Source organism: Cellulosimicrobium cellulans, from assembly GCF_007679345.1.
In the GTDB taxonomy this organism is placed as follows: Bacteria; Actinomycetota; Actinomycetes; order Actinomycetales; family Cellulomonadaceae; genus Cellulomonas; species Cellulomonas cellulans_A.
This window is the reverse complement of sequence record NZ_VEGH01000007.1, coordinates 181,248-201,473: the sequence shown is the minus strand read 5'-3', so window position 1 is coordinate 201,473 and position 20,226 is coordinate 181,248. Positions and strand designations below refer to the sequence as shown.

General features: G+C 76.2%; 17 protein-coding genes. 4 read left to right on the top strand and 13 right to left on the bottom strand.

All coding sequences use genetic code 11. The annotated features are described in order from the left end of the window. The 7 genes from mraY to mraZ all read right to left on the bottom strand — a co-directional run bounded on the left by mraY (window position 1) and on the right by mraZ (window position 8,306). The gene (mraY, locus tag FS882_RS11475; RefSeq protein WP_158373186.1) at window positions 1–1,077 is read right to left on the bottom strand and encodes a phospho-N-acetylmuramoyl-pentapeptide-transferase; all 1,077 of its coding nucleotides are present in this window, start codon (window positions 1,075–1,077) and stop codon (window positions 1–3) included. Further along, window positions 1,074–2,561, bottom strand: a complete 1,488-nt coding sequence (murF, locus tag FS882_RS11470; RefSeq protein WP_158373185.1) for a UDP-N-acetylmuramoyl-tripeptide--D-alanyl-D-alanine ligase — start codon at window positions 2,559–2,561, stop codon at window positions 1,074–1,076. The genes mraY and murF overlap by 4 nt, the downstream gene beginning before the upstream one ends. Next, window positions 2,558–4,168 carry a UDP-N-acetylmuramoyl-L-alanyl-D-glutamate--2,6-diaminopimelate ligase gene (locus tag FS882_RS11465; RefSeq protein WP_158373184.1) on the bottom strand — a complete coding sequence of 537 codons (1,611 nt, stop codon included), beginning with the start codon at window positions 4,166–4,168 and terminating at the stop codon, window positions 2,558–2,560. Before FS882_RS11465 ends, murF begins: the two co-directional genes overlap by 4 nt. Before the next feature lie 94 nt (window positions 4,169–4,262). Beyond that, window positions 4,263–6,131, bottom strand: coding sequence for a peptidoglycan D,D-transpeptidase FtsI family protein (locus FS882_RS11460; RefSeq protein ID WP_262348233.1), 1,869 nt, complete (start codon window positions 6,129–6,131; stop codon window positions 4,263–4,265). Further along, on the bottom strand, window positions 6,128–6,538 hold the full coding sequence (locus FS882_RS11455; RefSeq protein ID WP_158373183.1) for a hypothetical protein: 411 nt from the start codon (window positions 6,536–6,538) through the stop codon (window positions 6,128–6,130). The genes FS882_RS11460 and FS882_RS11455 overlap by 4 nt, the downstream gene beginning before the upstream one ends. After that, the gene (rsmH, locus tag FS882_RS11450; RefSeq protein WP_158373182.1) at window positions 6,535–7,641 is read right to left on the bottom strand and encodes a 16S rRNA (cytosine(1402)-N(4))-methyltransferase RsmH; all 1,107 of its coding nucleotides are present in this window, start codon (window positions 7,639–7,641) and stop codon (window positions 6,535–6,537) included. Before rsmH ends, FS882_RS11455 begins: the two co-directional genes overlap by 4 nt. 230 nt (window positions 7,642–7,871) lie before the next feature. After that, entirely contained in the window at window positions 7,872–8,306 is a 435-nt protein-coding gene (gene mraZ, locus FS882_RS11445) for a division/cell wall cluster transcriptional repressor MraZ (protein ID WP_262348249.1), read from the bottom strand. Window positions 8,307–8,772: 466 nt separating this feature from the next. On the opposite strand from mraZ, the gene FS882_RS11440 reads away from it, so the two are divergent. Genes FS882_RS11440 through FS882_RS11430 form a run of 3 tightly spaced genes read left to right on the top strand, consistent with a single transcriptional unit; the run spans window position 8,773 to window position 13,240 of the window. Then, window positions 8,773–9,777 (top strand): AAA family ATPase, encoded by a 1,005-nt coding sequence (locus FS882_RS11440; RefSeq protein WP_158373180.1) that lies wholly within the window; start codon window positions 8,773–8,775, stop codon window positions 9,775–9,777. Next, a complete protein-coding gene (locus tag FS882_RS11435; RefSeq protein WP_158373179.1) occupies window positions 9,777–10,997 on the top strand; it encodes a DUF58 domain-containing protein in 1,221 nt (406 codons plus the stop codon). Before FS882_RS11440 ends, FS882_RS11435 begins: the two co-directional genes overlap by 1 nt. Beyond that, a complete protein-coding gene (locus FS882_RS11430; RefSeq protein WP_158373178.1) occupies window positions 10,994–13,240 on the top strand; it encodes a transglutaminaseTgpA domain-containing protein in 2,247 nt (748 codons plus the stop codon). Before FS882_RS11435 ends, FS882_RS11430 begins: the two co-directional genes overlap by 4 nt. A 343-nt stretch (window positions 13,241–13,583) precedes the next feature. On the opposite strand, the gene FS882_RS11425 is transcribed toward FS882_RS11430, so the two are convergent. Genes FS882_RS11425 through FS882_RS11415 form a run of 3 tightly spaced genes read right to left on the bottom strand, consistent with a single transcriptional unit; the run spans window position 13,584 to window position 15,755 of the window. Further along, window positions 13,584–13,973 (bottom strand): DUF3040 domain-containing protein, encoded by a 390-nt coding sequence (locus FS882_RS11425; RefSeq protein WP_158373177.1) that lies wholly within the window; start codon window positions 13,971–13,973, stop codon window positions 13,584–13,586. A 37-nt stretch (window positions 13,974–14,010) separates the two neighbouring features. Next, the gene (gene dinB, locus FS882_RS11420) at window positions 14,011–15,318 is read right to left on the bottom strand and encodes a DNA polymerase IV (RefSeq protein WP_158373176.1); all 1,308 of its coding nucleotides are present in this window, start codon (window positions 15,316–15,318) and stop codon (window positions 14,011–14,013) included. Beyond that, window positions 15,315–15,755 (bottom strand): SAV_6107 family HEPN domain-containing protein, encoded by a 441-nt coding sequence (locus FS882_RS11415; protein WP_158373175.1) that lies wholly within the window; start codon window positions 15,753–15,755, stop codon window positions 15,315–15,317. The genes dinB and FS882_RS11415 overlap by 4 nt, the downstream gene beginning before the upstream one ends. A 273-nt stretch (window positions 15,756–16,028) precedes the next feature. On the opposite strand from FS882_RS11415, the gene FS882_RS11410 reads away from it, so the two are divergent. Then, entirely contained in the window at window positions 16,029–16,805 is a 777-nt protein-coding gene (locus FS882_RS11410; RefSeq protein WP_262348232.1) for a spermidine synthase, read from the top strand. 165 nt (window positions 16,806–16,970) lie between these two features. Here the strand turns inward: FS882_RS11410 and FS882_RS11405 are convergent, their stop codons facing one another. From FS882_RS11405 to FS882_RS11395, 3 genes are all read right to left on the bottom strand, one after another. Next, entirely contained in the window at window positions 16,971–17,174 is a 204-nt protein-coding gene (locus tag FS882_RS11405) for a cold-shock protein (RefSeq protein WP_146952335.1), read from the bottom strand. Window positions 17,175–17,477: 303 nt separating this feature from the next. Next, window positions 17,478–18,881 carry an MFS transporter gene (locus FS882_RS11400; RefSeq protein ID WP_158373173.1) on the bottom strand — a complete coding sequence of 468 codons (1,404 nt, stop codon included), beginning with the start codon at window positions 18,879–18,881 and terminating at the stop codon, window positions 17,478–17,480. Window positions 18,882–19,012: 131 nt separating this feature from the next. Next, entirely contained in the window at window positions 19,013–19,957 is a 945-nt protein-coding gene (locus FS882_RS11395; RefSeq protein WP_158373172.1) for a proteasome assembly chaperone family protein, read from the bottom strand. Window positions 19,958–20,226 lie beyond the last annotated feature (269 nt).

Sequence of the window (20,226 nt, the reverse complement as noted above, 5' to 3'; positions counted from 1 at the left end):
TCAGCCCGTCACCCACTCCGCGTAGAAGATCCCGATGCCGAGCGACACGAACAGCCCGGCGATCAGCCAGAACCGGATCACGATCGTGACCTCGCCCCACCCGGACAGCTCGAAGTGGTGGTGCAGCGGGGCCATCTTGAACACCCGCCTGCCGGTCAGCTTGAAGAAGCCGATCTGGATGACGTCCGACAGCACGATGATGACGAACAGGCCGCCGATGATCGCCGCGAGCACCTCGGTGCGGGTCACGATCGACATGCCGGCGAGCGCGCCGCCGAGCGCCAGCGAGCCCGTGTCGCCCATGAAGATCTTGGCCGGGCTGGCGTTCCACCACAGGAAGCCGAAGCACGCCCCGGTGACCGCCGCGGCGACCACCGCCATGTCCAGCGGGTCGCGGGTGGCGTAGCACTTGGCGCTCGTGATGAGCCCGCAGCGCTGGTTGAACTGCCAGACGCACACGATGACGTACGCGCCGAACACGATCAGCGAGGACCCGGTCGCCAGACCGTCCAGGCCGTCGGTGAGGTTCACCGCGTTCGACCAGGCGGTGATGAGGAAGTTCGCCCAGATCACGAACAGGATCGCGCCGATCGTGGCCCCGGCGAACGCGAGGTCCAGGCCGGTGTCCCGGATGAACGAGATGCTGGTCGACGCCGGGGTGCGCAGGGTCGCGTCGGGGAACTGCAGCGCCAGCACCGCGAACGTGATGCCGACGAAGCCCTGGCCGACGATCTTCCACCGGGCGGACAACCCGAGGCTGCGCTGCCGGGAGATCTTGATGTAGTCGTCGAGGAACCCCACGACGCCCAGGCCGGTCATGAGGAACAGCACGAGCAGCGCGGACGCGCTCGGCAGGTTCCCGGTGACCAGCGCCGCGACCCCGAAGCCGATCAGCGTGGCCCCGATGATGACGACGCCGCCCATCGTCGGCGTGCCACGCTTGGTGTAGTGCGCGGTCGGGCCGTCCTGGCGGATGAACTGGCCGTACTGCTTGGTGACCAGGAAGTTGATGAACAGCGGGGTGGCGAGGAGCGCGACGACCATCGCGACGCCGCCGGCGACGAGGACGGAGATCACGCCCGCACCCCCGTGTCCGTCAGCAGGTCGCCGAGCCGCCACAGGCCCGCGCCGTTCGACGCCTTGAGCAGCACCACGTCGCCCGCGCGCAGCTCGCGCTCGAGGAACGCGGTGGCCGCGTCGACGTCGTCGACCATGACCACCTCGTCGCCCCAGGAGCCCTCGCGCTGCGCACCCGCGAAGATGCCCAGCGCGCCGGACCCGACCACGACGGTCAGGCCGACGTTCAGCCGGACCACCTGCAGGCCGATCGCCTCGTGCTCGCGGCGGGCGTCCTCGCCGAGCTCCATCATCTCGCCGAGCACGGCCACGGACCGGCGCTCGCGCCCGGACAGCACGGCGAGCGCGCGCAGCGCGGCCCGCATCGAGTCGGGGTTGGCGTTGTAGGAGTCGTCGATGACGGTGATGCCGTCGGGACGCTCCACGACGTGCATCCGGTGCGGGCTGATCGCGTCGGCGGCGGACAGGCCCGCCGCGACGTCGGCCAGCGGCAGCCCCACGGCGAGCCCGGCGGCGGCCGCGGCCAGCGCGTTGTGCACGTGGTGCTCGCCGACCAGGCGCAGCGTGACCTCGGCGGTCTCGCGCGAGTCGTCCCCCTCGACCGGCGGCACCCGCCCGGCGTCGAGCGTGAACCCGGCGCGGCCGGCGCGGTCGACCCGCAGACCGGTCGCCCGCACGTCGGCGCCCTCGGTGGTGCCGAACGTCGCGACGGCGCCCGGCGCCTGCGCGGCCATGGCGAGCACGCGCGGGTCGTCGGCGTTCAGGACGGCTGTGCCACCCGGGGCGAGGCCCGCGACCAGCTCGGCCTTGGCGCGCGCCACGGCCTCGATCCCGCCGAAGCCCTCGAGGTGCGCGTGGCCCACGACCAGCACGACCGCCACGTCCGGCGGGGCGATGTCCGTGAGGTAGGTGAGGTGCCCGATGCCCGACGCGCCCATCTCCAGCACCAGGAACCGGGTCTGCTCGTCGGCGCGCAGCACCGTGAGCGGCAGGCCGATCTCGTTGTTGAACGACTTCTCGGGTGCGACCGTCGGGCCCGCGGCGGCGCACAGCTGCGCCAGCAGGTCCTTGGTGGTCGTCTTGCCGACCGAGCCGGTCACGCCGATGACGCGCAGGTCCGTGCCGCCCGGCTCGACGGCGGCCTCGCGCAGCCGCTCCAGCACGACGCGGGCCAGGTCGCCGAGCGCCTTCTCCACGTCGTCCACCACGACCACGGGCAGCGCCGTCGGGCCGCCGTCGTCCGGGCCGTCCTGCGTGACCGGCCGCGAGCCGAGCACCAGGGTGGCGCCCGCGCGCACCGCGGCGGCCGCGAAGTCGTGGCCGTCGGCGTGCTCGCCGGGCAGCGCCACGAACAGGGAACCGGGCTGGACCTGCCGCGAGTCGACCACCACCGGCCCGGTCACCACCGTGGCGGGGTCGAGGCCCTCCGGGGACAGCCGCCCGCCCGTCGCGGCCGCCACCTCCGCCGCCGTCATCGCGATCACGCGGTCTGCTCCTGCGCCTCGCGCGCCGCGAGGGCGGCGTCCGCCGCGCGCAGCACGTCGCGGTCGTTGTACCGGTGGAAGACCCCGGCGATCTCCTGGGTCGGCTCGTGGCCCTTGCCCGTGATGATGATGGTGTCCAGCTCCGTCGCGAGGTCGAGGGCGTCGTGGATGGCCTGGGTCCGGCTGACGGCCTCGTGCACGTCGGCCAGCGCGGGGCGCTCCTCGCGCACCCCGTCCAGGATGGCGGCGCGGATGGACGCGGGGTCCTCCGAGCGCGGGTTCTCGTCGGTGACGACCAGCACGTCCGCGAGGCGCGCGGCGATCCGGCCCATGAGGGGCCGCTTGCCGCGGTCGCGGTCGCCGTCGGACCCGAAGACGATGATCAGCCGGCCCGGCGTGATGGGCCGCACGGCTTCCAGCGCCAGGACCAGGGCGTCCGGGGTGTGCGCGTAGTCGACCAGGCACAGCGGCCGGGGGCTCGCGCCGCCCCGGCGCTCGATCACGCGCTCCATCCGGCCGGGCACGCCCGAGGCGGTCCCGACCGCGTCGATCGCGACGTCCAGCGGCACGCCGGCGCGGTGCGCGAGCACGACCGCCAGCGCGGCGTTCGACACGTTGACCAGGCCCGGCAGCGGGCTGGCCGCGCGGTGCACGGCGCCGTCCGGCCCGCGCAGCGTGAACGTCGAGCCCACGCCGTCCAGGCCCACGTCGGCCTCGGTCACGGCCCAGTCGGCGGTCTCCCCCTCCGGGGCGCCGACGTGCGTCGCGACGGTGTCGACGGGGATCTCCGCCTCGTCCGCCAGCCGGCGGCCCCACTCGTCGTCGACGACCACGACCGCGCGGCGCGCGTGCCCCGGGCGGAACAGCTGGGCCTTGGCGCGGAAGTAGCCCTCCATGTCGCCGTGGAAGTCCAGGTGGTCGCGCTGCAGGTTGGTGAACCCGGCGACCTTGAGCTCCAGGCCGTTCACCCGGCCGAGCGCCAGCGCGTGCGAGGACACCTCCATCGCGACGGCGGTCGCGCCGCGCTCCAGGCCGCGCGCCAGGATCGACTGGACGACCGGCGCCTCGACGGTGGTCCGGGGGCTCTCGATGGCCTCGTCGCCGATCCGCAGCTCGACCGTGCCCATGACGACCGTGCGCTCGTGCACGCGGCGCAGCGCCGCCTCGACGAAGTACATCGTCGTGGTCTTGCCGTTGGTGCCGGTCACGCCGACGGTGGTCAGGCGGCGGCCCGGGTGGTCGTGCAGCTCGGCCGCGAGCACGCCCGCGATCGCCCGGGGGTCGTCGGTGACCAGCACCGGCACCGCCCGCACGGCCGCGTCGTCGGCCGCGGCCAGCACCTCGGCACCCGCCCGGTCCGTGACGACCGCCACGGCGCCGGCCGCCACGGCCTGGGAAGTGTGCGTCGCGCCGTGGGTGTGCGCACCGGGGACGGCGACGAAGAGGTCGCCCGGGAGGGCGTCGCCGCTGGCGACCGTCACCCCGGAGATCGTGAGGTCCGGCGGCAGCGGCGCACCGGTCCTGACGAGCCCGAACGCGTCGGCGAGGTCGGCGACCCGGCGGCTGTGGGGGTGCTCCGGGCGCAGCCGGCCCTGCGGGGACGTCATAGGGAGAATCTACCGCGCGGCCCACGGGCCCCCGCGACCGGGACGGTCGGGCGGCCGCCCGCGGGGGCGGCGGTGCAGGTGGCGCGCACGTCGCTCACCACGTGGTCGGGAAGAGCTGCGGCTGCGTCCCGCTGGGGGCGATGCCGAGCTCGGTGAGCGCGTAGCCGGCCACGTCGGAGAACACCGGCGCGGCCACGGTGCCGCCCCACTCGGACGTCCGCGGGTTGTGCAGGACCACGCTCACGGCGATCGCCGGGTCGTCCGCCGGGGCGACGCCGATGAACGACGCGGTGATGCCCTGGGTGCCGTCGGCGGCCCAGGCCTGGGCGGTGCCGGTCTTGCCGGCCACGCGGTAGCCCGGGATCGCCGCCGAGGACCCGGTGCCCTCGTCGACGGCGCTCTCCATCATCGTGAGCACGGTCTGGGCGGTCTCCGGGGACACCACCTGGGTCGTCTCGGCCGCGGCGACCGGGGTGTACGTGCCGTCGGGGTCGGTCCAGCCCTTGACCAGGTGCGGGGTGACGCGGACGCCGCCGTTGGCGATCGTCGCGAACACGTCGGTGGCCTGGAGCGCGGTCACCGACAGGCCCTGGCCGAACAGGACCGCGTACTTGGTGCGGCCGTCCCACTTGTCCGCGTCCCACAGCCGGCCCGCCTGCTCGGCCGGCAGCTCGATGCCCGTCTTCTGGCCGAAGCCGAACTTGGCCAGGTAGTCGTGCCGCACCTGCTCGGGCAGGTCCTGGCCGATCATCACGGTCCCGGTGTTGGAGGACTCGGCGAGGATGCCGGTCGTCGTCAGCTGCATGCCGGCGTGCTCGTGCGAGTCCTTGAACGTCTGGCCGTTCGCCGTCGTGTAGTTGTACGGGACCGTGTACTGCTCGAGCGGGTCCGTGATGCCGGTCTCGATCGCCGCGGCCATCGTGATGATCTTGGCGGTCGACCCGGGCTCGAAGACGTCCGAGACCGCGCTGGACCCGCCCCACAGCGAGTCGTCGGCGCCGGGGTCGTTGGGGTCGACCGTGCGGGACTCGGCCATCGCCAGGACCTCGCCCGTCTTCACGGAGGTCATCACGATCGTGCCGGAGTCCGACCCCGTCGCGGCGACCTGCTGCTCGATCGCCTGCTGCGACTTCCACTGGATGTCGGCGTTGATCGTCAGCTGCACGCTGCGGCCGTCGGTCGCCGGGGTCGACTCCTCGAAGCCGCCCGGGATCGGCTGGCCTCCCGCGCCGCGCTCGTAGACGGTCTTCCCCGGCGTGCCGGAGAGCTGGTCGTCCAGCGTGGCCTCGAGGCCCTGGGCGCCCTGACCCTCGGCGTTGACCCAGCCCAGCAGGTTGCCCGCCAGGTTGGCGTTCGGGTAGACGCGCTCGGCCACCTGCTCCGAGGTGATGCCGTTGATCCGCAGCTCGCGGACCGCCTGCCACACCTCGGGCAGCACGTTCTTGGCGACGTACCGGTAGCCGGAGTCGCCGTCGAGCTTCGCGCCCAGCTCCGCCGCGTTGACCCCGAGGATGGGCGCCATCAGCTGCGCGGCGCCGGCGGCGCCCGAGTAGGTCGTGCCGTCCTCGGTGGTCGACCAGGTCTTGACCAGGTGCTGGTTCACCACGATGTCGTACCGGTCGACCGAGGTGGCGAGCACCTCGCCCTCGCTGTCGGTGATCGTGCCGCGCGCCGCCACGAGCTCCGCGCGGGTCATGCGGTTCTCGAGCGCCTCGGCCGCGATCGCGTCGCCGCCCACGCCCTGCAGCCACAGCAGCCGCCCGGAGAACACGGTGAGCAGCAGCGCCACGACGACCACCAGCACCGTGCGGCGGCGGTCCAGCACGGCGACGCTCGGGCCGCCGGGGCGGGGGGCCCACGGGCCGCGCGGACCGCGCTGCGTGGGGACGCCGGCGGCCGGCCGCCGGGTCGCCGCGCGCACCGGGCGCGCCGGCACCGACGTGCGGCGGGTCGGCGTGCTCACTGCCCGGCCCCCACGTCGCCCTGGACCGTCCCGTCCGACAGCCGCAGCCAGCCGGTCGACCCGGCGGGCACCATGCCGAGCGCCGCGGCGCTCTCCGCGAGCTTCGCCGGGGACTTGTTGGTGTCCAGCTCCGCCGACAGCGACTGCTCGTCGCGCGCGAGCTGCGCCAGCTCGACGTCCATCGAGCGCTGCTCGTAGGCGCCCGCCGCGAGCTGCGTGTTCAGCAGCAGCGCCGCGAGCAGGGCGCCGGCCAGGATGGCCATGCAGGTCACGACGAACGGCACGTGCGTGCGCGCCTGCGCCGGCGGTCGGACCAGTCGGAGCCGCGGCCGCTCGGGGGCGGACCGCGGCGCCTCGGACGGGCGGGGGCGGACGCGCGGTGCGCGGACGGCCTGCTCGGCGCTCATGCGGTTCTCCTCGGTCCGTTCGGGGTGCGGGGGGTGCGGGGTGCGCGGCTGCGGTCCGGGCGGCGGGCGCCCGGACCGCCGGTACTGCCGGCGTCACCCCGGCCGGGGCGCAGGTGCTCCGGGGTGGGGCGCAGCCGCTCGGCCGCGCGCAGCCGCACCGACTGGGCGCGCGGGTTGCGGGCGAGCTCGGCGGCGTCCGCCTCCTCCGCGCCGCGGGTGAGCAGCCGCAGGTACGGCGCGTGCGTGTCCGGGACCACGGGCAGCCCGGGGGGCGCGCTGATCTCGGCACCGGCCGCGAACGCTCGCTTCACGAGCCGGTCCTCGAGCGACTGGTACGCCTCGACCACGATCCGGCCCCCGACGACCAGCGACTCGACGGCGGCGGGGACCGCGCGGGCCAGGACCGCCAGCTCGTCGTTCACCTCGATCCGCAGCGCCTGGAACGTGCGCTTGGCCGGGTTCCCGCCGGTCTGCCGCGCGGCCGCGGGGATGCCCGCGCGCACCAGGTCGACCAGCTCGGAGGTCCGCTCCAGCGGCGCCTTCTCGCGCGCCTGCACGATCCGGCGGGCGATCCGGCCGGCGAACCGCTCCTCGCCGTACTCGCGGAGCACCCGGACCAGGTCGGCCTCGTCGTAGGTGTTCAGCACCTCGGCCGCGGTCCGGCCGCGGGTCGGGTCCATCCGCATGTCCAGCGGCGCGTCCTGGGAGTACGCGAAGCCGCGCTCGGCCTCGTCCAGCTGCAGCGAGGACACGCCCAGGTCCATCAGCACGCCCTGCACGCCGGGCAGGCCAAGGCGCTCGACGACCTCGGGGATCTCGTCGTAGACGGCGTGCACCGGGGTGAACCGGTCGCCGAACGGCGCGAGCCGGGCCGAGGCCAGCCGCAGCGCCTGCGGGTCCCGGTCGATGCCGACGACCCGCACGTGCGGCAGCGCCGCGAGCACGCCCTCGGTGTGGCCGCCCATGCCGAGCGTGGCGTCGACCAGCACCGACCCGGGCTCGGCGAGCGCGGGGGCGAGCAGGTCGACGCACCGCTGCAGCAGCACCGGCAGGTGGCGGGAGGCGGCGTCGCGCTCGGGCGGGGTGTCGGGCGCGTCGGGCACGGGGCTCTCCTTCCTCCGGGCGGTGCGGGCGTGGCGGGTGGTGCGGGGTGGTGCTGGGGCACGGGGGTGGTCGGGCGGCCCCTCCGCCGTCCGACCAGATCCCCCACCGGCCCTCTGACGCCGGGGAAGTGCGTCAGAGCTGCCGGGGGGAGGTCTCGCCGGGCGGTGGTGCTGCGGGTCGTGCCGGGTGGTGCGGGGTGGTGCCGGGTGGTGCTGCGGGGTGGTGCGGGTCAGAAGGCGCCGGGGAAGACCTCCTCCGCCGTCTCCGCGTACCCGGCCTCCTGCTCGGCCAGGTAGGTCTCCCAGGCCTGCAGGTCCCAGACCTCGACCCGGGTGCCGGCGCCGATCACGGCGACGTCCCGGTCGAGCCCCGCGTAGGAGCGCAGCATCGGCGGGATCGAGATGCGCCCCTGCTTGTCGGGCGTCTCGTCCGAGGCGCCCGACAGGAACACGCGGAGGTAGTCGCGGGCCTGCTTGCTGGTCACGGGGGCCTGGCGCAGCTTGTCGTGCATCCGCGCGAACTCGTCGAGCGGCAGCAGGAACAGGCAGCGGTCCTGGCCCCGGGTCATGACCAGGCCCTGGGCGAGCTGGGGGCGGAACTTCGCCGGGAGGATCAGGCGCCCCTTGTCGTCCAGCTTCGGGGTGTGCGTCCCGAGGAAGGGCACGGAGGAGCCGAGCCCGGCCAGCGCCTGCTCGAACCCCACGTCGTCCACCTCCCCCGGACCGCGCGATCGGGCACCCCTCGGCACCCGATGGCTCCACGGTACTCCACTTCGCTCCACCTGCATCGAGCGAATCGGCGGCACCCGGGTGAAGTTGAGGCGTCGCCGCAGGTCAGCAGCGGTGGAGCGCTGTGGAGGGTTGCGGGCGTCCGGCGGGGCGCGGCGCGGCGGGGCGGGCGGTGGGCGCGGCACCGGACCGCGGCTGCCGGGGGCCGCGATCCCCGGCGTCTGCGCAGGTCAGAGCGCCTGTGCCGATGCCGCGCCGCGCCGTCGCGGCCCCGCCGGGGAGGGCCGTGGAGGGCGCGGGGGTGGGCCGGGTGGGGGGAAGTGGGGAGGACGGGTGCGCGTTCACCTCCCGCGCCGGGGCCGGCGCCGCTTAGGCTTCCCCCAGTCGACCGAGGGGGTCCCCATGCCCGTAGCCGTGCCCGGCGCGTCCGAGATGGACGAGCTCATCACCGTGACGGACCGGATGCGCGCGAGCATCGCCCGCGTGATCACCGGCCGCCCCGAGCTGGTCCGCACCGCCGTGGCCGTGCTGCTCGCCGAGGGGCACCTGCTGCTCGAGGACGTCCCCGGCGTCGGGAAGACGACGCTGGCCAAGGCCCTCGCGCGCACGATCGACTGCACGGTCGGCCGCGTGCAGTTCACGCCCGACCTGCTGCCGAGCGACCTGACCGGCGTCACGATCTACCGCGCCGCCACCCAGGAGTTCGAGTTCCGGCCGGGCCCGGTGTTCTCGCACATCGTCATCGGCGACGAGATCAACCGCGCCTCGCCCAAGACGCAGTCGGCGCTCCTGGAGTCCATGCAGGAGGCCCAGGTCACCGTCGACGGCACCTCCTACCCCCTCCCCCGGCCGTTCCTCGTGGTCGCCACGCAGAACCCGGTCGAGATGGAGGGCACCTACCCGCTGCCCGAGGCGCAGCGCGACCGGTTCATGGCGCGGCTCACCGTCGGGTACCCGAGCGCCGAGGCCGAGCTCGCGATGCTCGACACCCAGGAGACGTCCGACCCGCTCGCGCACGTCACCGCGGTCACCGACGCCGCGCAGGTCACCCGGCTGATCGAGGCGACGCGCCGCCTGTACGCCTCGACCGCGGTGAAGCAGTACGTGGTCGACCTGGTCGCCGGCACCCGCGACGACCCCGCGCTGCGGCTGGGCGCCTCGCCGCGCGCCGCGATCCAGCTGCTGCGCGCCGCCAAGGGCCTCGCGGCCGTCGAGGGCCGGGACCACGTGCTCCCGGACGACGTGCAGCAGCTCGCCGAGCCGGTGCTGGCGCACCGGGTCATCCTCAGCGCCGAGTCGCGGCTGTCCGGCCGCAGCGGCCAGGACGTGATCGGCGACCTCGTCGCCCGCGTGGCCGTCCCCGCGCCGGCCCGCACGGCGGTGCGCGACCGGACCGCGGCGGGCTGATGCGCCTGCGCCCGACCCGCCGCGGCGTGGGCCTCGTGGTCCTCGGCCTGGCCGTGGGCGCGACCGGCACCGCGTTCGGGTCCACCGACCTGCTGACCATCGGCACGCTGCCCGTCCTGCTGGTCGTGCTCGGCATGCTCGCGGTCGGCGTCGTCGACCCGGGCCGCGGCCAGGGCCTGCGCACCCGGCGCACGGTGCAGCCCGACCCGGTGCACGTGGGCCGGACGGCCGACGTCCAGGTCGAGGTCGGCCTCGCCCGGGGCGCGTCGCGAGCCCGGCTCACCGACCTGCAGCTCCGCGAGCAGGCCGCCGTCGAGCTGTCCGGCGGCCGGCCGCTGCGCGCGACCGTCGCCCGCGAGCCGCGCGCCGTCCGCCTGCGCTACCCCGTGCAGGCGACCCGCCGCGGCCGCTGGGCGCTCGGCCCCCTGGTCGTCACCCGGACCGACCCGTTCGGCGTCGCCCGGGTCCGCGCCACCCTCGGCGCCCGGGAGACGGTCACCGTGTGGCCGGCCGTCGTCGACCTGCCGGTGCCGCGCGAGCTGCTGGTCGCCGAGCCGGAGCGGTCCGTCGTCGGCGCCCGCTCCGCCGCCCCCGACGACGCCGCGCTGCGCGACTACCGCGTCGGCGACGACCTGCGCCGCGTGCACTGGCCCAGCAGCGCCCGCCGCGGCGAGCTGGTCGTCCGCTCCGACGAGCGCGCCGGGATGCGGCCGGTCACCGTGCTGCTCGACCAGCCGGCCCCCGGGGACGCGCTCGAGTGGTGCATCTCGCTGGCCGCCTCGATCGCGCTCGCGACCCACGGCGCCGGCCACCCGACCCACCTGCTGACGGGGACCGCCGACGACGACCCGCGCGCCGGCCGGCTCGAGGCGCCCGGCCGCCAGCAGCTGCTCGAGGCGACCGTCGACCTGTCCGGGCAGCCGGACGCCGCGACCGCCGAGGCCGCGCTGCTCGCCGAGATCCGGGGCCTGGACGAGGCCGACGGCGGGTCCGGGCTGGTCGTCGCCGTGCTCGGCCCGCAGGGCCCCGCGGGGCGGGCCGCGCTCGCCGGGGTCAGCCAGACGCGCCCGGGCTGGGCGCTCGTGCGCGGCGCGGACGACGACGAGAGGGCCACCGCCACGGCGCGGCAGCTGCGTCGCGCCGGGTGGCGCGTCGTGCAGGCCGAGCCGGGTGCCGACCTCGCCGCGACCTGGTGGCGTCTGACGGGCGGCGCGGCGTGAGCGGCGGGGCGGCCCTGCGCCGCGGCTGGCGCTCCCCCGCCGCCACCGCCCTCACCGCCGTCGCCACCTGCACGGCCCTCGGCGCCATGTCCGGCCTGCTCGCCGGGGGCACCTGGGTCCTGCGCGCGGTCCTCGCCGTCGCGGGCGCCGCGCTGGTGGTCGGCGGCACCCGCAGCCTGACCCGGTCCACCTGGCTGCCCTCGCTCGTCGGGCTGGTGGTCGGCGCGTACGCCCTGCTCGCCTTCTACGCCACGCCGCCGGGCGGCAACCCGCTGCTGGTCGGGCCCGGCACCGTGCAGCACGCGGGCCAGCTCGTGCAGCAGGCGGCCCAGCTGATCGAGACCTCGGTCGTGCCGATGGCCGTCTGGCCGCCCGTCGAGCTCATCCTCGTGGCCGCGGCGGTCCTGGTGTTCCTGGCCGCCGACCTGCTCGCGGTGGGCTGCGGCATGCCCGCGCTCACCGGCATCGCGTACGTCGCCGTGTGGACGCCCGCCGTGGTGCTCGGCTTCCCGGGCAGCACCTGGGCGCTCGCCGCGACCGGGTTCTGCTACCTGCTCCTGCTCGCGCTCGCCCAGCCCCCGGTGTCCCGCGACCGCTCCGGCCGGCGCGCCGGCGTCGTGCTGGCCGGCGCCGCGGGCCTCGTCGCGGTGACGCTCGCGGCGGGCCCGGCCGTCTCCGCGGTCCCCGTGTGGTCGTGGGTCGACCTGCCCGACGTCGGCACCGGGGCCGTCGGGCCCGTCCGGCTCGCCGACGACCTGGACCTGCGGGAGAGCCTGCGCGACCAGTCCTCCCAGGTCGTGCTCACCTACACCGTCGAGCGGGTGGGCGACGACGGCGACGGGCCCGCCGCCACCGCCTCCCTCATCGGGCCGCTGCGCTCGTTCACGCTCCGCGACTTCGACGGCCGGTCCTGGCAGCGCGAGCCCGGCGCCGACCTCACCGAGTGGGACGCCGACGGTCTGCTCGCCTCCGACCCGTCCCTGATCGGGGCCGCCCCCGACGCCTCCCGCGGCACCCTGACCGACGTCGACGTCAGCATCGGCGCCCTCCGCGAGCAGCGGCTGCCCGTCAGCACGTTCCCGCGGACCGTGCAGATCGACGGCCCGTGGACGTACGACCCCGCCCGCGACGAGGTGGTCAGCCGCGACCGCACCGAGGCGGGCGGGCGCTACGACATGGTCGTCGAGGTGCCCGACCTCAGCCCCGACGTGCTGCGCGCGGCCTCCGGCGACGTCCCGGAGGAGGTGCAGGGCTACCTCGACGTGCCCGAGACCGAGCACGCCGACGACCTGCGCGCCCTCGCCGCCGAGCTCACCGCCGACGCCCCGACCGCGTACGACCAGGCGCTGGCCCTCCAGACCTACTTCCGCGACGGCACCCAGTTCCGCTACGACACCTCGATCGACCCCGGGGGCAGCGACGACGCCGTCTGGGACTTCCTGCAGAGCCGCCGCGGCTACTGCGTGCAGTTCGCCACCTCGATGACGGTGCTCGCGCGCACGCTCGGCATCCCCGCCCGGCTCGGCGTCGGCTTCCTGCCCGGCGAGCTCGGCACCGACCGCTCGTACCGGGTCACCGGCGCCGACGCGCACGCCTGGCCCGAGCTGTACTTCCCCGGCACCGGCTGGGTCCGGTTCGAGCCGACCCCGGCCGTGCAGACCGGCCCGCCGCCGGCGTGGAGCAACCCGTTCAGCGCGTCGGCCCCGACCACCGCGCCGACCGCCGCCACCCCGCGCGCCACGAGCAGCCCGAGCGCCGCCGCCACCACCGCGGCGCCGCAGGACCAGGGCGGGCTGCCCGGCGTCGTCGCGGACCCGCGCACCCGCGGGCCGCTGATCGCGGTCGTCGGGCTGCTCGTCGTGGCGGCGGGCGTCGCCGCCGCGCTGGCGGTGCGCCGCCGCCGACGGCCCGCTCCCGGGCTCGCGCCCGAGGTGGCCTGGCGCCGGCTCCGGTACCGGCTCCGGCGCGCCGGCATCACCTGGGCCGACTCCCGGACGCCGCGGCAGGCCGTCGCAGCAGTGCGGGCGCAGGTGGTGGCGCGCCGCGGGCGGCCGCTCGGGCCCGAGGCCGACCGCGCGCTGCTGGCGCTGGCGGGCGCGCTCGAGCGCGAGCGGTACGCACCCGACCCCGAGGCGCACGACCCGGCCGAGCTCCAGGGCTGGGTGGCGGCCGTGCTGACGGACGTCAGCACCCGCGCCCCCGGCGACGGCCCCGCGGCCACACCGCTCCCCGCCGAGGCCTGACCGCCGCGACGCCGAGCCCGGGCCGCCCCAGGGCGAGATCGACGCCCCGCCCCGAGATCGGCGCTCCCGCCGCCGGCGGCACCCCGAGCCCTGGGAAGCCCCGACACGCGTCGAGATAGGAGCCACGCGCCGAAGTAGGACCTCCCACGGTCCTACCTCGGCGCGACGGTCCTACCTCGGCGGGCCCGGGCGCGCCGGTGTGCGGGCGCCCGGGGCTCACGAGCGTCCTCGGCGGGTCGTCAGCCCGGGCGACGGCGCCCCGGAGGCGCACGAGGGCCCGCCTCGGCGAGGCGGGCCCGGGTGCGGCGGTGCCGCCGGGGTCAGGCGGGCGTGAGCCGGGTCGTCAACGACCCTGGTCGCGCCGCTTGTCCCAGCGGTCCTCCATGCGGGACATGAAGCCCTTCTTGGCCTTGGGGGCCGCAGGGCGCGATGCGGTGCTGCCGTCGGGCCGCACGACGCCGACCGGTCCGCCGCCGTGACGCGGGCGCGTGAACGCGATCGCGACGGAGGCGAACATGACGACGAAGCCCAGCACACCCAGCCACACCTGCGACTGCGCGGCACCCACCACCAGCAGCAGCAGCCCCACGACGGCACCGATGCCGCCCAGGACGTACCGCAGGACCGGCTTGCGGCCACGCGATGTCAGCGTGTTCGCGAGCCGGGGATCATCAGACGTGAGCTGACGCTCCATCTGCTCCAGTACACGTTGTTCGTACTCGGAGAGAGGCATTCCAACCCCCGTGCTCCGCCGTCGGGACTACTTCACCTCAGGATAGATGGCCGTCGGACAACTTGGTAGTCGAGCGCTCGCCCGCAGCGGGTGACCCTGCCGACACCTCGCGTGCGGAACGCCCCACGGCGGGGGTCCCGGCACCGATCGCGGCCCGCCCGAACCGCGCCCGCACGAGGTCCATCGCCCGCTCGGCGTCCCGCCGGGCGTCCGGGTTCGACCCGGCGGCCTCGTCGAGCGTCGGCTGCCGGACGACCTCCGCCGCCGGCGTCAGCCCCTCCGCCCGGACCCCGACGAGCCGGACCGGGAGCCCGCCCAGGTCCGCCGCGGCGAGCAGGTCCCGGGCCACCAGGTACAGCTCGCGACCGACGTCGGTCGGCTGCGGCAGGGTCCGGGACCGGCTGAGCGTCCGGAAGTCCGAGGTGCGGACCTTCACCGCGACGGTGCGCGCCACCAGGCGCTGCGCGCGGAGCCGTCCGGCGCACCGGTCCGCGAGCTCGAGCGCCTTGCTCTCGACCACCCGCATGTCCCGGACGTCGACGGCGAAGGTCTCCTCCGCGCCGACGCTCTTCTCCTCGCGCCCCGGCGTGACGGGTCGCGGGTCCCGGCCCCAGGCGAGGTCGTGCAGGTGCGCGCCGGCGACCTTGCCGACGGCGCGCTGCACGACGGACACGTCGCTGTCGGCGAGCTCGGCGACGGTGCGGATGCCCCAGCGCTCGAGCGCGGCGGCGGTCCGCTCCCCGACGCCCCACAGCGCGCCGACCGGCAGCACCCGGAGGAAGTCCAGCGTGGCGGCCCGCGGCACGAGCAGCACCCCGTCCGGCTTGGCGTGACCGGAGGCGAGCTTGGCGACGAACTTGGTGGCGCCGATGCCGACCGAGCAGGTGATGCCGTGCCGCGCCTGCACGCGCTCCCGGATGAGCGCCGCGATCCGGGTGGGGCTGCCGAGCCGGCGCCGGGCGCCGCTCACGTCGAGGAAGGCCTCGTCCACGCTCACCTGCTCGACCAGGGACGTGACGTCGTGCAGCACCTCCATGACGCTGCGCGACACCTCCAGGTAGGCGGCGTGGTCGGGCGGGACGACGATCGCCTGCGGGCACATCCGCAGCGCCGCGGCCATCGGCATCGCCGAGTGCACGCCGAACGCGCGCGCCTCGTACGTCGCGGCGAGCACCACGGACCGCTCGGAGCCGCCGACGATCACCGGCTTGCCGCGCAGGTGCGGCCGACGCGCGAGCTCCACGGAGGCGAAGAACGCGTCCATGTCGACGTGCAGGATCGAGCAGCCGTCCTCCTCGGCGCCCCAGTCGCGCTTCGCGTCCTGCGACCGCGGGCCGCGGCTCATCCCGCCCGCGCCGCCTCGACCTCGGCCGCCGCGCTCTCCAGCTCGGCCCGGACCAGGTCCAGGAAGTCCTCGGCGTGGCAGAGCACCTGCTCGGCGCGCTCGGCGGACACCGCGTCGAACCGCCCGGCGTCCACGGCCGCGCGCAGCCCGGCGCCGGCGGCGAAGTACCCGGACCACCGGCTCATCTCCGGGGCGACCCGGTCGAGCAGCTCCCACACGGTGCGCGGGCCGCGGCGCGCGGACAGCGGCTGCCGCTCGGCGAGCACGGCGGCGCCGGCGCGGAGCGCGGCGAGGTGCGCGTGGGTGAACTGCTCCCAGGGCTCGGAGGAGAACTGGGCCGCGACGAGCTCCGCGTCGGCACGCTGCAGCAGCTCGGCCGTGCGGCCCGACAGCCCGGGGGCCGCACTCCGCAGGGCACGAAGGGTCTTGACCGGCATCGCGCACCTCCTTCTCTCGACTGCTCCAGTATCGAACACCTGTTCGAACGCGTCAACCCGTACGGTGGCCGGGTGGCGCCCCGTGGCCGGTCCGGCCGAACCAGCAGGTCGGACAAGGCCGTCGGGGGCCGGCGACCTGCTCCAGAGTCCCACCGACCACCGACACGCGGCCGCGGGACCGGAGCGGGCGGGGCGCCGGCCTGGCCGGACGGCCCGGTCCCGATCGCCACCGGCACCGCGGAGGTCCAGCGCTCCCCCGACGACCCGGACGCCGTGACCCTGCTGGTGAACGGGGTGCCGAGCTCGCACCTCGACCTGGCCGACCCCGAACGGCTCGACTTCGAGTACATGCAGCAGATGGCGGCGGTGCTCGACCACCTGCCACCCGGGGACGGCCCGTTCCGCGCGGTGCACCTGGGCGCCGCCGGCTGCGCGCTGGCCAGGTGGGGGCACGCGCGGTTCCCGGGCGCCCGGCAGGTCGCCGTCGACCTGGACCCGGTGCTGGTCGCCCTCGTGCGCGACTGGTTCGACCTCCCCCGGTCGCCGGCGCTGCGCCTGCGGGCGGGCGAGGCGCGCGCGGAGCTCGGGACGCTCCCGGACGCGAGCGCGGACGCGGTCGTGCGGGACGTGTTCGCCGGCGACCGCACGCCCCCGCACGTGACCACGGAGGAGTTCGTCCGGGACGTCGCGCGCGTGCTGCGACCGGGCGGCGTCTACCTCGCGAACTGCGCCGACCGCCCGCCCCTCGCCCTGGCCCGCGCCGAGGCCGCGACGCTCGGCGCCGTGTTCCGGCACGTCGGCGTCGTCGCGGAGCCGGCGGTGCTGCGCGGCCGGCGGTACGGGAACCTGGTGCTGGTGGGCACGGACGACCCGGCCCTGCTGGCGGACGCCGGGCTCGCACGGGACCTGCGGTCGCTGCCGGTGCCCGCGCGGCTGCTCGTCGGCGAGGAGCTCACGGCGTTCGCCGGCAGGGCCGCCCCGCTGCGCGACGCCGCACCGGAGCTGGAGCCGGACGCCGCGGCCGGCCCGGACGGCCTCCCGCCGGCCTGACACCGCGCCGGGCCCGGGGCGACCTGGTACCGCCCCCGGGGCCGACCCGGCTCGGCCCCGGGCCGACCGGCGGCGCCCGGACCAGCCCGGACGCGGACGAGGCCGCACCCCGGAAGGGGGTGCGGCCTCGTCGTGCGATCCGCCCCGCGGGGGGCGACCGTCAGATCAGAGCGGGCGGACCTTCTCCGCCTGCGGGCCCTTGGGGCCCTGGGTGATCTCGAACTCGACGCGCTGGCCCTCGTCGAGCGAGCGGTAGCCCTGGGAGTCGATGGCCGAGTAGTGCACGAAGACGTCGGCGCCGCCGCCGTCCTGGGCGATGAAGCCGTAGCCCTTCTCGGCGTTGAACCACTTGACAGCACCCTGTGCCATGTTCTTGTCCTTCTGTCCATCCGGTGACGGCGCCGGGAACTCCCCGGGCCGTGCCGCAATGCCTATCCCGCGTCCTGCACCGGGTGGACCAGCCGGATGGCTGGAAGGTGCCGCGCGGGCGTCCCACGGAGGGGGCCCGACCGGCGCCGGTCAAGCGTCAGTACGTCACTGCAACACCGCGATCCTCTCACGCAGGTCATCGCCGCGCCACGGTTCTCCCGGGCCCGATGTCGCGTCGATCACAACGATCCGGTCACGGCGCGATCACAGCACGACCACACCGACCGACCGGTCGGCAGGGGTTCAGACCGCGAGACCCGGGTGCGCCCGGCGGGCCCCCCGACGGCCGAGCAGCATCGCCGCGACGCCGAGCACCCACGGCACGGCGACCCACGCGAACGCGGCCCGGAAGGCCTCGAGGTCTCGTGCGCCCCCGGCACCGCCGCCGGAGGCCGCGTCCAGCACGACCCCGACGACGAGCATCGTCGCCAGCGCGCCGACGAACCCGCCCGTGTTGACGAAGCCGGTCGCGGTCCCGAGCCGCCGCGGCGGGGTGCAGGACCGCGCGACGTCGAACGCGACCAGCGAGGTCGGGCCGCCGACGGCCACGACGACCACGAACACGCACAGCACGGCGTACGGCACGGGCGTCGACGGCACGGTGACGGACAGCCAGGCCAGCCCGATCGCCGCCGACGTGCCCAGGGCCAGCGGCATCCGGGCGCGCGGGTGCCGGCCGACGACGACCCCGATGACCGGCCCCGCGACGACCGCGGCGACGACGTTGAGCGTCAGCAGCGCGCTGGCCTCGCCCGGGGTCCGTCCCTGGCCCTCGACGAAGAACGCGAACCCCCACAGCAGCACGACGACGTGGTTGCTGAACTGCCCGGAGAAGTGCATCCAGAACGCGAGCCGCGCCCCGGGGTCCCGCAGCACCGCGCGGAGCGCCCCCGGCTCGCGGGGGGCCCGCGCCCGCGCCGGACGCCACCGCCGGCGCAGCAGGCCCGCCCGCCACCACGGCGCGGGGGCGGCCCCGGCGGCGAGGCCCGCCGCGACGCCCGCCTCGGTGTCCGCCACCGCCGCCGCCCCCGGATCCCCGGGCGCCCCCGCCCCCCGCGGCGCGCCGGCGACCTCCGGCTCGACCGGCGCGTCGCGCACGACCGCGACCACGGCGACGGTCGCGACGACCCCGACGGCCGCGACCGACAGGAAGGTGGTCCGCCAGCCCTCGGCGTGCAGCAGGGCGACGACGGGGACCGCGGACAGCACCTGCCCGAGCTGGCCGAGGCTGCCGGTGAGCTGCGTCATGACCGGGACCCGCCGCGCGGTGAACCACGCCGGCACGAGGCGCACCACCGAGACGAAGGTCAGCGCGTCGCCCGCGCCGACGAGCACCCGGCCGGCGAGCACCCAGGCGGCCGTCGGGGCGAGCGCGAGCACCGTCTGCCCGAGCGCCATCCCCGCCGCCCCGGACGCGACGAGGAGCCGCGGCCCGTACCGGTCGAGGAGCACGCCGACGGGCACCTGCAGCAGGGCGTAGACGACGAGCTGTGCGACCGCCATCGTCGCCAGCAGGGCCGACGAGACGCCGAACAGCTCCGTCACCTCGAGCGTCGCGACGCCGAGGGACGACCGGTTCATGATCGCGACGACGTACGCGCCGACCGCGACGGACCAGACGAGCAGGGCGCGGCGGTCGGGGGTCACGTGCAGCCATTCTGCCCGTCCCGCGGGGCGGGCCCGACGAGTGCCCGCTCCCGGCCCGGACGCGCCGGGGGCCCGGCGCCCGGGTCGTCCCCGGGCGCCGGGCCCCTCGCGTCGCGGTGGGCGGGCGCCGGTCAGAACCCGGTGCCCGGCCCCTTCTCGTCGCCCTGCTGGGCGAGGAACCGCTCGAACTCGGCGCCGAGCTCGTCGGCGGTCGGCAGCTCCGCGGTCTCGGCGAGCAGGCTCGGCCGCCCGATGTTCCGTGCGAACGAGTCGTACTGCTGCTCCAGCGCGTGCACGACGGTCTGGACCTCGGGCTGGTCCTCCACCTGGCGCTCCACCTCCAGCATCGTCTCGGAGGCGGCCTCGGTCAGCGCCCCGAGGTCGAGCTCGAGACCGGCGGCGCGCTGCACGTGCTCCAGCCCGGTGATCGACGCCTGCGGGAACGGGGACTGCGCGAGGTAGTGGGGGACGTGCACGGCGAAGCCCATGGCGTCGTGCCCGGACTGGCCGAGCCGGATCTCCAGGAGCGTGCCCGCGGAGGCGGGGACCTGGACCGTGCCGAACCACGACGTGTAGTCCGCGACCAGCTCGGGCCGGTTGGCGTGCGCCGTGACGGACAGCGGCCGGGTGTGCGGGATGCCCATCGGGATGCCGTGCAGGCCGACGGTCAGCGGCACGTCGAACCGCTCGACGATCTGGCGCACCGCGGCGGCGAACCGCTCCCACTGCACGTCCGGCTCGACGCCGTGCAGCAGCAGGAACGGCACCCCGGAGGTGTCCTTCACCAGGTCGACGGCGAGCTCGGGCTCGTCGTACTCGCCCCAGTGGTCGCCCTCGAAGGTGGCGGTGGGGCGGCGGGAGCGGTAGTCGAGGAGCTGGTCGACGTCGAAGGTCGCCAGCCGCTCGGTCGGGAGCTGCTCGGTCAGGTGCTCGGCCGACAGCCGCCCGGCGCCGCCGGCGTCCACGAAGCCGCGCACGGCGTGCACGAGCACCGGCCCGCTGCCGCCCGCGGTCCGCGCCTCGACCTCGGCGGCGACCGCCGGGTCGACGGCGTAGATCTCGCTCGGGTCCAGCATGGGGTCCTCCCTGGGGGTCAGTCCGCGCGCCGCCTCTCGGGCGGCGTCCTGAGGGTGACAACACTGCGGGTGCCGCGCCTCTTCCCGACCGGCCGGAGGATCTTCGCGCTGGCAGGGACACCGGCGACCGCCACCCGGTCGGCCGTCACACGTCCCTCCCGGAATGGTGGAGAATGGACGGCCGCTCCGGCCGCCCGACCCCGTGTCGACGCCGGCCGGGCGCGGCGCAGGACGGTGGCGCCACCCGGGGGTCCGGGCGCCACGGGGAC